The sequence below is a fragment of the Streptomyces sp. NPDC006335 genome (assembly GCF_040612795.1).
Lineage (GTDB): Bacteria > Actinomycetota > Actinomycetes > Streptomycetales > Streptomycetaceae > Streptomyces.
In genome coordinates this window covers 48,389-60,414 of sequence record NZ_JBEXQX010000018.1, presented here as the reverse complement: position 1 = coordinate 60,414, position 12,026 = coordinate 48,389, and the positions used below count along the sequence as shown (strand labels likewise).

Below are 12,026 nucleotides of genomic sequence, written 5' to 3'. Positions count from 1 at the left end.
GTGGCCCGGTCGTGTCTCCTGGGAGGCGCCACCCGGCTTCCCTGCACAGGTGAGTCCTCCGAAGGCCTTGTGTGCGACGCCAGTGCGGCACTGCCAGGACGCGCACGAGACACCGTGAGGACGTACGCAGCTCCAAGAGGTACACCTGCATCAATCGGCGTCTTGTAGGTGTCCCCGTCGAGTCTCGTTCGTGTACGGATGAGTCACCTCGGCGCGCTTCCCTGGCCAGCCGGTTCCGCTCGTTCTCCTCACGTCGCTGGACCTTCAGCGCCTTCCTCGCCGCGGCCTCCTCTATCTGCTTCGCCGGCACCCGCTGCATGTTCCCGGCAACCGGAATCCCCGCCACCAGCGCTCCTAGAGGCCGACCGACTTGAGCATGTTCAGCAGGATGCCGGTGTTGCCGATCACAGTCTTCTGCGCCTCCCGGGCCGCGCCTCCAGCTGTTCGGCCTGCGCGGCCAAGATGCCCACGTTGCCCTGGGCGAAGGCGTCCTGACTCGCGGCGATCACACCGACCAGCAGGTGCGGGCCACTCGCCGCGTGTGCGGCGGCCAGCGGAATCGGCCCGGTCGCATGGTGCTGGGCCATCAACCTGAGCGGCGTGTCGGCCCGCAGACCTGCCAGCGGATGAACTCGACACGCTCGACCGAGTCGTCATGCCTGGCACCTGCGGCTTTCCGCGTGGAGGGCGTCGTTGTCCAGGACGACACTGTCGGCGAGCGCCGCCTCGGTCTGCACCATTACGCGAGCGGTTTTTCCTGTCCGGGCCGCCGCGATTGTCAGCCGTTGGCTTCGACCATCCGAACGGATCCGGGGACGAGACCGAGGCACGTCTCTGGCCGAGCATTCCACCCCGCCATCTGCTCCACACAACAGCTGCTGTCGAGATCGAACACCGCACAGGGATGCTGGTTCAACGACGATGTGTAGATCAGCCCCTGAACGGGGTTGTCCGGGTTGAAGACCTTGAGGAGGAATTCCGCGACCACCTGGGTCGGCACGTAGTCGATCTGGTCGTAGCCTTCCCGAACCGGCTCGGCCATCTGTCCAACGAACTGGTGCAGAAATAGCAGGGTGCGCCGCTGGTGGCCGCGGTCGGGGTCGAACATCGACGGAATGCTGGGGAGTCGGGTGAAGTCGACCACCGCACATCTGCGGGAGAGCTCGAAGGTGCCCACGACCAGCCGTTGCAGCTCGCCGCGCGTCACCTCCTGCACAGCGGTGTCCTGGTCGAACGCGCCGTAGAACATCGGGATTCCGGCCGGGCTCATCCTGTTGGAGGTCCGGGCGAACTCGCGGGGCGCGGTGCCGAGGTCGGCGGCGCCCCAACTGCGTGCGGTCGTCACCTCGCTGTCCTGTACCTCGCGGGCACGCCACAGCTGGGTGCCGGCGGGGAGTTCCTGTACCAGGTCAAGGTCCAGGATGTGCTGACCGATCTTGTCGAGGATGCGCCCTGCGGGGATCTCACCCCAGTGGTCTTCCTCCTGGTCTGCAGCGTCACCGCGGAGCCAGAAGACGTACCTGGTCTTGTGCTGGATCTGTTCGCAGAAGCTCTTCCAGCTGGAGGTGAGCTGCTCGTTGTAGCGCAGGAACTGCCAGTCGATCTCGGTCCATGTCTGATCGCCGATTGCTTCGCGGACGGCCTCCAGGACCGCATCGTTGGCGAAGACGTCGGAATGCTCGTACACCAAGTCCCAGGTGTCCCAGGTGGTGGCGACCTGGTAACCGCCCTCCCGGCTGTCCCAGGGGACTCCCTCGTCGTCGGCGTTGGCGTACTCGGTCTTCAGTCCCCCGACGAACGCTTCGGTGAGAATGTCCAGTTCGACGGCAGGACTCTCGCCGCAGAAAGTGCATTCCTCGTCGTCCTGGGCGGAATCAGAGATCACCTTCTTGAGCGCCGGGTCGTTGAGGCATCCCGCACACACATGATCTCCCCGGGAGGACCAGCCTCGCTCGAACTCCAGCTCCATCTGCCGCTTTACCGCACCCATGTGCGGCAGCCTACGCGCGGTCAGGGGCCAGGGCATTCCGGCAAACGGAAGGTCCGTTCTCGGACTCGCTCCCTACCCTTGGCGCTCAGCCCCTGGGCTACAGCCCGTGCCGGGCCTTGGAGCGAAGAGTGAGTCTCGCTCTAGGGGACGACACGAGCCCGGGAGGATCAGCCATGAGATCTCCGAGCCCAGGCCACCCCATACGGCCGGGTAATTCAAGCAGCCGGGACCGGGACTGGGCATACGAACGCTGAAATGCCGACATGTACACGGACTTTGTCCGTCTCATAAGCGCTGTCTGCCCTACATGCCCTCACGTCCCCAGGGTCGGCAAGACCCTGCTTTCCGTCGCGCTGGGGCGGGTGGCCCTGCCCATGCCGGCCGTCCTCCCGGTATTGCCGATATGGGGGCTCGGCGGAGATCCGCCCAGCCTCCGTTACGTCTGTGGGCCGAGCACCCGACTGGCCGGAGTTCTGCGCAGGGCCGGCCGGAGCGGGGCGTTCCGCCGCGCCGGAAACCTGCCAGGATTCAGCGCGACCAGATAGCTCCTCGTCTCACCTCACCTCATGCATCTCTCACAAACGAGAGCGGCCGGCGATGCTGTCCGGAGTGATGGCGTGAAGGGAGTTGAAAGATTTACGCACGTTTCCTTCGCTTGTCTGCCGCTACTGTTATAGACATGGGATCCGGCGCGCTTCCCACCGTCCAAATGACTCTGGGGGGGCGTATGTGCACAACTCCTAGCCACGCTGTACCAGTTGGTCTCCACTACGCCCGCGAGAACATCCTCGACCAACTCGGCACCCGCATCGTCCGCACCTGGCTCCGGGACACCTGGGGCGTCTGGTCCCGCGACGATCACAGCATCGTTATCGCATCCGGGTTCAGCGCCGTACAGGAAGGATGCGTCCTAGCGCAGGAGTTGGAGCACGTCTGGGCCGGAGACATCGACTGCGGCAGTCAGATTCGGTCAATCCGCCAAGAACGAAGTGCGGACCTCGCTGCAGTTCGCAAGCTCATAGCCATCTCGGACCTCGCCGAAGTCACCCAGTGGGTCAGCGACATCCCCACCGCAGCGGCCGAACTGCACGCGCCTGAAGGTCTCCTCGAGGTCCGCATCAACGACCTGCGTAGGGAGGGCTAGCCGTGGCGACGTCAGGGTGGATCGAAGATCGCTGGCTGAAGAAGCGTAAGGACCCGGTCACCGGGAAGCGCGAGCGCACAGACCTGTGGGGCACCAAGACGAAGCGCTACCGAGTCTGCGGCATCCCCGGCGTCAAGAGGCGCAGCTTCGAGACGCTGGATGAGGCCAAGACATGGAAGATCGACACGATCGCCGCGATGAAGAAGCACGAGTTCGTCGACGAGCGCGACGGAGAGATCCTCCTCGGCGACTACATCGCGGATGAGTGGTGGCCCAAGCGCGACGACCCGATCAACACCCGCGGGCCGATGAAGTCGAAGATCTGGAACCACATCGTCGACAGCCAGCTCGGCCGCACACCGATGAACCTCATCGACGACGAGGACCTCATCGACTGGAAGTTGGAGCTTAAGGGTCGGGGCCTGGCCCCTGCCACGATCGAGGTCATCTGGAATCACCTCAGCTCCATCTTCAAGTTCGCCGTCGGGAAGCGCATCGCGAAGAACCCGTGCAAGGGCGTGGACAAGGGAGTCCGACCTGTAGCCAGCAAGGGAACGAAGGCGCGCGCCTGGACGAGGACCGAAGCTCGTTCGATCCGTGCGGCTATGGCGGACCGGTACCAGGCCATCGCGGACCTGGGCATGTTCGCCGGCCTACGTCAGGCGGAGACTTTCGGGTTCAGCCCGGCCGACATCGACCGCGACCTCATGGTCCTGCACGTGCGCCGCCAGCTGCTGTGGGAGAACGGAACAAGGCCCTTCCTCAAGCTGCCCAAGGGCGACAAGGAGAGGGATGTCCCTCTCTCGCCCATGTTGTTGCAGCTGCTCGACGCTCACGTGAAGCGGTTCCCGCCGGTGAAAACGACATTGCGCTGGGATGGCCCGGGCAACGACGGGCGAGACGAACTCACGGTGCCGCTGCTGGTCACCACCTGGCACAAGAACCGTATGAACCCGAACACCTTCAACGACCGCACGATGAAGCCCGCCCTCGCGGCGGTCGGGCTGATTGCCGAGCGCGACAAGGAGAAGGGGAAAGAGCGGTGGGGCTGGGAGGCCTCGCGCGAGATGATGCACCATCGCTGGCGTCACACCTACGCGAGCGTCCAGCTCGGCGCTGGCGAGGACGTGATCTCCGTGAGCCACTGGATGGGGCATGCGTCGCCAGACATCACGCTGCAGATTTACGCTCACTTCATGCCCGACCACGGGCAGCGCGGGCGGACGGCGATCGACAGGTGGCTGGAGCCGGAGCTGAAACAAGGGGGTGTCTCGCCTGCGCCGCGGCTGCGCGCGGTGAGCTCCGAGGGGGACGAATCGGAGGGAGTCGCGTGAGGATCGGCCGGAACCCCCTCACAACTCCCTTGGTCGTGTGACGAGTTACCGGAGGCCGCTTCCCGATCATGGGGGAGCGGCCTCCGGCGTGCTCTGGTGATCACTTTCGCGGCACAACGGAAGTGATGTTCGTGCAGGTCAGCCGTACGTGTAGAAGCCCGACCCCGTTTTCCGGCCCAGCCGGCCCGCGTCGACCATGCGCTGGAGCAGCGGCGGAGCGGCGTACAGCGGCTCCTTGTACTCCTCGTACATCGAGAACGCGACCGAGGCGACGGTGTCCAGGCCGATCAGGTCGGACAGCTTCAGCGGGCCCATCGGGTGGGCGCAGCCGAGTTCCATGCCGTTGTCGATGTCCTCGCGGCTGGCGATGCCCGACTCGAACATCCGGATCGCGGAGAGGAGATACGGGATCAGCAGCGCGTTGACCACGAAGCCGGAGCGGTCCTGGGCGCGGATCGCGTGCTTGCCGAGCAGCTTCTCGGCGAACTGCTGGGCGCGGGCCAGGGTGCCCTCGGAGGTGGTGAGCGCCGGGATCAGCTCGACGAGCTTCTGCACCGGGGCCGGGTTGAAGAAGTGGATGCCGACGACCTGGTCGGGCCGTGAGGTGGCGACCGCCAGCTTCACCAGCGGGATGGAGGAGGTGTTGGAGGCCAGGATGGCGTCCGGGCGGGTCACCACCTGGTCGAGCACCTGGAAGATCTCGGTCTTCACCTGCTCGTTCTCCACCACGGCCTCGATGACGAGGTCGCGGTCCGCGAACTCGCCGAGGTCGGTGGTGAAGCTGAGCCGCGCCTGGGTGGCGGCCAGCTCCTCCGCCGTGATCTTGCCGCGTTCGGCGGCCTTGGTCAGGGAGTTGAACAGCCGGGTGCGGCCGATCTCCAGGGCTTCGCCGGTGGTCTCGGCGACCTTCACGTCCAGGCCGGAGCGGGCGCACACCTCGGCGATGCCCGCCCCCATCTGGCCGCAGCCCACCACTCCGACACGTGCGATGTCTCCGGCCGGGAAGTCCGTCACTTCGTCCCTTTCGCTGATCTTCACCTGGTGGCAGGTCGGCTGTGGCCGGATCCTGCTCCGTTCGAGCACGTTACTCCCAAGTATCGATGATCGATCGTCTGGGTCCGTCCTTCTTCGTGCATTCTGGGGCGCGGAGACGATCCGTGACCGTGCGGATCCATGGTGTTGGGGGAGTGTGCACATGGGACGTCTGTCGCGCCGGGCCTTCGCGCTGGCCGCGCTGTCCACCCTGACGACGGCCTCGGGAGCGGCCGCCGCGCCGGGCCGTCCGAGGCGGGCGGCGACCGAGATGCGGGGCGTGTGGCTCGCCACCGTGTCCAACCGGGACTGGCCGTCGAAGCCGGGGCTGACCGCCGCACAGCAGCGCGCGGAGCTGATCGCCCACCTCGACCGGGCGGCGGCGGACCGTCTGAACGCGGTGATGTTCCAGGTACGGCCCACCGCCGACGCCCTGTGGCCCTCGCCGTACGAGCCCTGGTCGCAGTACCTCACCGGCACGCAGGGCAAGAACCCGGGCTGGGACCCGCTGGGTACCGCCGTCGCCGAGGCGCACCGGCGGGGACTGCAACTGCACGCCTGGTTCAACCCGTACCGCGTCGCCAACCACGCCGACCCGACCCGGCTCGTCGCCTCCCACCCCGCCCGCAGGCACCCGGACTGGGTGGTGCCGTACGGCGGGAAGCTCTACTACAACCCCGGACTGCCCGAGGTCCGCGCCTTCGTCCAGGACGCGATCCTCGACGCGGTGCACCGGTACCCGGTGGACGCGGTCCACTTCGACGACTACTTCTATCCGTACCCGGTGGCCGGCCAGACCTTCGACGACGACGCGGCCTACGACGCGTACGGCGGCGCCTTCCCGAACCGGGCCGACTGGCGGCGGGACAACATCGACAAGCTGGTCCTGGAGACCGCCGCCCGCATCAAGCGGATCCGGCCCACCACCCAGTTCGGCATCAGCCCCTTCGGGGTGTGGCGCAATGCGGCCACCGACCCGCTCGGCTCGGACACGCGCGCGGGTGTGCAGTCGTACGACGACAACTTCGCGGACACCCGCAAGTGGCTGCGCGAGGGCTGGATCGACTACCTCGTGCCGCAGCTCTACTGGAACATCGGCTTCGCGGCGGCCGACTACGCCGAACTCGTGGCCTGGTGGGCGAAACAGGCGCGGGGGAGCAGGACCAGGCTGTATCTCGGTGAGGCGCTCTACAAGGCGGGGGATCCGGCGCAGCCCGCGGCCTGGCAGGACCCCGCGGAGCTGTCCCGGCACCTCACGCTCGCGCGCCAGTACACACAGGTGCGCGGGCATGTCTTCTTCGCCGCGAAGGAGGTCGCCGCGGACCGCGTCGGGGCGATGGCGCGGGTGGTCGCCGACCACTACCGGGAGCCGGCGGCGCCCCCGCGCCGGATCACCGGCCCATCTGCTGGAACCGGTGCCTGATCTCGGTGTCGGGGCCGGGTGAGCACACGCCCTCGTGCCCGTCCTCGAAGCGGACGCGGTACGGGGGGTTGCCCTCCTGGCCCATCACCTCGACGATCTCGCCGACCTTGTCCTGCTGTCCGACCACCCTGCCGTGCTGGACAAGCTGGTCGCCCACGGTTGCACGCATCAGCGGTGCCTCCTCGCCAAGTGAGCGGTCCGTGGCCTGATTTTACGGCGCGGGGACCCACTGGGAACCGACGCGTACGCGCCGCTCAACCCCGCGCCCGCTGGGTGACCGCGATGCACACCAGCACCGCCGCGGCCGTCAGCGGGGCGGCCACCGTCAGGTGCTCGCCGAGCAGCAGCACCGACCACACCAGTGTGAGCAGGGGCTGGGCCAACTGCAACTGGCTGGCCTTGGGGATCCCGATCGTGGCCATCCCCCGGTACCAGACCACCAGCCCGAAGAACTGCGAGCCCGCCGCCACCCACAGCAGCCCGGCGACACTGTGCGCGGTGAGGTGCGCGGGCTCGTACGACAGCGCGAGCGCCGCCGCGGGCACACTGACCGGCAGGCACAGCACCAGCGCCCAGCCGATGACCTGCCAGCCGGGCATGACCCGGGCCAGCCGGCCGCCCTCGGTGTAGCCGGCCGCGCACACCAGCAGCGCGGCGAAGAGATACAGGTCGGCGGTGGTCAGGGCGCCGCCGCTCTGCTGCACGGTGAAGGCGACCACCGCGGCGGCGCCCACGAGGGCCGCCGTCCAGAAGGTGCGTGAGGGGCGGGTGCCCATGCGCAGGGCGGACAGCAGCGCGGTCGTCAGGGGGAGCAGACCCACCACGACGGCGGCGTGCGCGGTGGTGGACGTCCGCAGGGCGAGCGTGGTCAGCAGCGGGAAGCCGACCACGACCCCGGCGGCGACGACCGCGAGCCCCGGCCAGACACGACGGCTCGGCACCGGGACGCGCAGCGCGAGCAGGCACCCGCCGGCGACGATCGCCGCGAGCACGCTGCGCACGGCGACGAGGGACCAGGGCCCGAAGCCCTCCAGACCCCACGCGGTGGCGGGGAAGGTGAGGGAGAACGCGGCGACCCCCAGGGCGGCCTGGACGGTGCCGTAGGTCCTGGCGGGGGCGGGGACCGCTATCCCGGTCGGTGCGATAGCGCTACTCTGTGCTCTCATGCAAGAGCGTAGCAGTGTCACCGAACTGGCGGAACGGCTGCGGAGTGAGCTGGACCGCTACTCACCCGGTGGAAAGCTCCCGTCGAGCCGGGCCCTCGTGGACCGCTTCCGGGTCAGCCCGGTGACCGTCTCCCGGGCCCTCGCCCAGCTCGCCGCCGAGGGGTTGGTGGTCACCCGCCCCGGCGCCGGTGCCTTCCGCGCCCAGGCGCGCGGCACCGCCACCGCGGCCGGGGACACCTCCTGGCAGGAGGTCGCGCTGAGCGCGGACGGCGCCGTCGACCTCGTACCGCGCTCGGTGGACGCGTCCGGCGTCCTGGTCTCGCTGGCCGCCCCACCGCCCGGGGTGGTGGAGTTCAACGGCGGCTATCTGCACCCCACCCTCCAGCCCGAGCGGGCGATGTCCGCGGCCCTGGCCCGCGCGGGCCGCCGCCCCGGGGCCTGGGGGCGACCGCCGACGGAGGGGCTGCCGGAACTGCGCGAGTGGTTCGCGCGGAACATCGGCGGAGCGGTCACGGCCGCGGAGGTGCTGATCACCGCGGGCGGTCAGTCGGCGCTCACGACCGCGCTCCGCGCACTCGCCCCGCCCGGCGCGCCCGTGCTCGTCGAGTCGCCCACCTATCCCGGCATGCTGGCGATCGCGCGCTCGGCGGGCCTTCGCCCCGTCCCCGTCCCGTTGGACGCGGACGGCGTCAAGCCCGCCCTGCTCGCCGACGCCTTCCGCGCGACCGGTGCCCGGCTCTTCGTCTGCCAGCCGCTGTTCCAGAACCCGACCGGCGCGGTGCTGGCCCCCGAACGCCGGGGCGAGGTGCTGCGGATCGCCCGCGAGGCCGGTGCGTTCGTCGTCGAGGACGACTTCGTACGACGGCTCGTGCACGAGGACGCCGGCCCGCTGCCGCATCCGCTGGCCGCCGACGATCCGGACGGCGTCGTCGTCCACGTCAGCTCCCTGACCAAGGCGACCTCGCCCAGCTTCCGGGTGAGCGCGCTCGCCGCCCGCGGGCCGGTGCTGGAGCGGCTGCGCGCGATCCAGGTCGTCGACACCTTCTTCGTCCCGCGCCCCCTCCAGGAGGCGGCCCTGGAACTCGTCGGATCGCCGGCCTGGCCCCGCCATCTGCGCACCATCGCGACGGAGTTGAAGACCCGCCGGGACACGATGACCGCCGCCCTGCGCCTCGACCTTCCCGAACTCGCCCTCCCGCACGTCCCGTCGGGCGGCTACCACCTCTGGCTGCGCCTGCCCGACGGTGCGGACGAGCCCGCACTGACCGCCGCCGCCCTCCGCGCGGGTGTCGCGATCACCCCCGGCCGCCCGTACTTCAGCGCGGAACCTCCGGCGGGACACCTGCGGTTGAGCTTCGCTGCGGTGGCGGGCCCACAGGAGATCCAAGAGGGCGTACGACGACTCCGCGCGGCCTGCCGGGAGGTGCTCTAGCCGCTCGGCACCGGCGCCACCCCGCACAGGAACTCGGCGGTGGCGAAGAGCTCCGGTGTCAGGCGTATGCCGGTCAGGCGGTGGGCGAGGGCGAAGGAGGCGCCGGTCAGGGTCGCGTAGTAGGCGTCGTGGTCACCGTCCTCCTCGCGCTCGGCGAGGTCGAAACCCGACTCCCGCATCTCGGTGAGGAGTTCGTCAGGACGGCTGCCGTACCGCGCGTCGGCGAAGAGCGGTTCGAAGTGCAGGCGCAGATCGCCGTCCTCGTACCAGCAGAAGCGGTCCACCGCGTTGACGTTGAGGAAGTGCGAGACCACCCTGCGGCCGCGCGAGACGGGCAGCATGGCCTGGTCGGTGACGCCGAGGTAGCCGTTGAACTCGACCATCAGCGTCCAGTCCGCCACGGCCGTGGCCCCGACGAACAGCCGGTAGGGGGCGGAGAGTTCGTACGACGGTCCGCTCAGTCCGTCCACCCCGACGATCCGGCCGCGTCCGTCGGCCCCCAGCTCCCCGAGCAGGCCCTCGGGTGTGATGTCCCGGACCAGCGTCACGCAGTACGCCTCCATCAGGAACTCGTACCGCTCCTTCAGCCACGCGTAGTCCGTGGCGGTCGTCATCCCCGTCATGTCCGCAGCATCGCACCCGGCACTGACAACGCCCCTCGGAAAAACGCTCGACGCCGACCTTCGGGGCCTGGAAATCTCCCGGTATGAACGACACCCCGCCCCTCGCCGAGGGCTACGAGATCTCCACCGACCCCGAGCGCATCGACGCCGAGCGGGTGCACCAATGGCTGTCCACCGACGCGTACTGGGCGCTCGGGCGATCGAAGGAGAAGCAGGACCTGGCGATCGCCGGGTCACTCAACTTCGGGGTCTACGCGGTGGAATCCGGCGAACAGGTGGCTTATGCCCGGGTGATCACCGATCTGGCCACCTTCGCCTGGCTGTGCGATGTGTACGTGGACCGGTCGGTACGGGGCGCGGGGATCGGTACGGCGTTGGTCGGCGCCGTGCGCGAGCACCTGCGGCCCTACGACCTCAGGCGCGTTCTGCTCGCCACCCACGACGCCCACGGGGTGTACGAGAAGCTCGGGTTCGCGCCGCTCGCAAAGCCGGATCAGTGGATGGCGCTGCTCTTCGGGCAGTGAGCCCCGAGGTGCCCTCGGTAACTCCCCGGTAACGCCTCTTGACCTGCGCACTTTCGCGGCTCACGATCGCCGCATGCAACTTCGGGTCACGTTCGTCGCCGCCGCGCGCAGTTCCTCGCTGCTCGCCGAGCGGTTCGAGGACGACCGTCCGCTCGACCAGGCCGGCTGGGACGAGGTGCTGGGCGTGGCGCACGATCTGCTGCCGCTCGCGGCGGCCGAGCTGCGGTACTGCTCGCCCACGCCCCGCAGCCGCGCCACCGGGGACGCCCTCGGTTACTCGCCCCTCGTCCAACTCGGCCTGCGCGACTGCGACATGGGCCGCTGGCGCGGGCTGACCCTCGGCGAGGCGATGGCCCGCGAGCCGGAATCCGTGGACGCCTGGCTCGCCGACCCGCGGGCGACCCCGCACGGCGGGGAGTCCCTGCTGACCTTCATCTCACGGGTGGGGGAGTGGCTCGACACCAGGCCGGTGGACGACGGCGGCCGCGTGGTCGCCGTCGCGGAACCCGCCGTGGTCCGCGCCGCGCTGGTGTACGCCCTGAAGGCACCGCCGTCGACCTACTGGAACATCGACGTACGCCCCCTGTCGGCGACCACGGTCACCGGCAGGGCGGGCCGGTGGACCCTGCGTTGCGAAGGGGTTCCTGTGCGGGGTGCGCGGGCTTAGGCGGCGGTTGCTGGGGGTGGGGCGGCCTGTTCTTGTGCTCGGGTGGCTGTCGGTGGGAGTGCGTGCGTCGGCTGTTCGGTGTTCCGCAGCGGTGAGTGGCTGATGGTCTCGTGCGGGGTTGACGGGGGTTGGAGGCGGGGCGTCGCCTGACTTGCGCGAGGAGCCGGCGATGGTCTGACCTCGTGGACTCCCAGCCGCCACAGGCCGGTACCAGTCGGCGGTCTCGCTCGGTGAGTCGCGCAGATCTGAGGCCGGGAGTCTTCGGGCGTCTCGTGCCGACGGATGCTGGGCGTCCCGCGTGTCCATTCGCCGGGGTCTCTCGTGCTGACGCATGGCGGTTGCCTCGTGGGTGCGGTCGCCGGGTCTCTGATGCCGATGGATGCCGGATGCCCCGTTGGTACAGTCGCCGCGCTTCTCGTGCCGTAGATGCCGGGCGCCGCGTGAGCATCAGGCGCCGGGCCCCTCGTGTGCGCCGACGCCGGGCGTCCCGCCGGCCCAGTCGCCCCCGCGTGTGCGCCGACGCCGGGCGTCCCGCCGGCCCAGTCGCCCTCGCGTGTGCACCGATGCCGGGCGTCCCGCCGGCCCAGTCGCCCTCGCGTGTGCGCCGGCGCCGGGCGTCCTGTCGGCCCAGTCGCCCTCGCGTGTGCGCCGGCGCCGGGCGTCCTGTCGGCCCAGTCGCCCTCGCGTGTGC

12 protein-coding genes are annotated in these 12,026 nt (G+C 69.4%); 6 read left to right on the top strand and 6 right to left on the bottom strand.

The annotated features are described in order from the left end of the window. Window positions 1–404: 404 nt before the first annotated feature. Together ABZ098_RS35810 and ABZ098_RS35805 are read right to left on the bottom strand one after the other, a co-directional pair. Window positions 405–614, bottom strand: coding sequence for a DUF6245 family protein (locus tag ABZ098_RS35810; RefSeq protein ID WP_356598029.1), 210 nt, complete (start codon window positions 612–614; stop codon window positions 405–407). Between the two features lie 164 nt (window positions 615–778). Beyond that, a complete protein-coding gene (locus ABZ098_RS35805) occupies window positions 779–1,990 on the bottom strand; it encodes a HEPN-associated N-terminal domain-containing protein (protein WP_356597913.1) in 1,212 nt (403 codons plus the stop codon). Window positions 1,991–2,669: 679 nt separating this feature from the next. Here ABZ098_RS35805 and ABZ098_RS35800 point away from each other — a divergent pair. Both ABZ098_RS35800 and ABZ098_RS35795 read left to right on the top strand, forming a co-directional pair. Beyond that, window positions 2,670–3,134 carry a hypothetical protein gene (locus ABZ098_RS35800; RefSeq protein WP_356597912.1) on the top strand — a complete coding sequence of 155 codons (465 nt, stop codon included), beginning with the start codon at window positions 2,670–2,672 and terminating at the stop codon, window positions 3,132–3,134. Between the two features lie 2 nt (window positions 3,135–3,136). Beyond that, on the top strand, window positions 3,137–4,468 hold the full coding sequence (locus tag ABZ098_RS35795) for a site-specific integrase (protein WP_356597911.1): 1,332 nt from the start codon (window positions 3,137–3,139) through the stop codon (window positions 4,466–4,468). Between the two features lie 138 nt (window positions 4,469–4,606). Here ABZ098_RS35795 and ABZ098_RS35790 read toward each other — a convergent pair whose 3' ends face one another. Further along, window positions 4,607–5,482 carry a 3-hydroxybutyryl-CoA dehydrogenase gene (locus tag ABZ098_RS35790; RefSeq protein ID WP_356597910.1) on the bottom strand — a complete coding sequence of 292 codons (876 nt, stop codon included), beginning with the start codon at window positions 5,480–5,482 and terminating at the stop codon, window positions 4,607–4,609. Between the two features lie 181 nt (window positions 5,483–5,663). On the opposite strand from ABZ098_RS35790, the gene ABZ098_RS35785 reads away from it, so the two are divergent. Next, complete coding sequence (locus ABZ098_RS35785) at window positions 5,664–6,923, top strand: family 10 glycosylhydrolase (RefSeq protein ID WP_356597909.1); 1,260 nt, start codon at window positions 5,664–5,666, stop codon at window positions 6,921–6,923. Here ABZ098_RS35785 and ABZ098_RS35780 read toward each other — a convergent pair. Both ABZ098_RS35780 and ABZ098_RS35775 read right to left on the bottom strand, forming a co-directional pair. Then, complete coding sequence (locus ABZ098_RS35780) at window positions 6,892–7,092, bottom strand: DUF1918 domain-containing protein (protein WP_037715145.1); 201 nt, start codon at window positions 7,090–7,092, stop codon at window positions 6,892–6,894. The genes ABZ098_RS35785 and ABZ098_RS35780 overlap by 32 nt on opposite strands. 85 nt (window positions 7,093–7,177) lie before the next feature. Then, window positions 7,178–8,089, bottom strand: coding sequence for a DMT family transporter (locus tag ABZ098_RS35775; RefSeq protein WP_356597908.1), 912 nt, complete (start codon window positions 8,087–8,089; stop codon window positions 7,178–7,180). Between ABZ098_RS35775 and ABZ098_RS35770 the strand changes: the two genes are divergently transcribed. Then, window positions 8,088–9,521 carry a PLP-dependent aminotransferase family protein gene (locus tag ABZ098_RS35770; protein ID WP_356597907.1) on the top strand — a complete coding sequence of 478 codons (1,434 nt, stop codon included), beginning with the start codon at window positions 8,088–8,090 and terminating at the stop codon, window positions 9,519–9,521. The two genes, ABZ098_RS35775 and ABZ098_RS35770, sit on opposite strands and share 2 nt — an antisense overlap. Here the strand turns inward: ABZ098_RS35770 and ABZ098_RS35765 are convergent. Continuing rightward, window positions 9,518–10,144, bottom strand: coding sequence for a DUF6461 domain-containing protein (locus tag ABZ098_RS35765; protein ID WP_356597906.1), 627 nt, complete (start codon window positions 10,142–10,144; stop codon window positions 9,518–9,520). The two genes, ABZ098_RS35770 and ABZ098_RS35765, sit on opposite strands and share 4 nt — an antisense overlap. A gap of 83 nt (window positions 10,145–10,227) precedes the next feature. Between ABZ098_RS35765 and ABZ098_RS35760 the strand changes: the two genes are divergently transcribed. After that, window positions 10,228–10,668, top strand: coding sequence for a GNAT family N-acetyltransferase (locus tag ABZ098_RS35760; protein WP_356597905.1), 441 nt, complete (start codon window positions 10,228–10,230; stop codon window positions 10,666–10,668). Window positions 10,669–10,741: 73 nt separating this feature from the next. Continuing rightward, window positions 10,742–11,335 (top strand): histidine phosphatase family protein, encoded by a 594-nt coding sequence (locus tag ABZ098_RS35755; protein ID WP_356597904.1) that lies wholly within the window; start codon window positions 10,742–10,744, stop codon window positions 11,333–11,335. Window positions 11,336–12,026 lie beyond the last annotated feature (691 nt).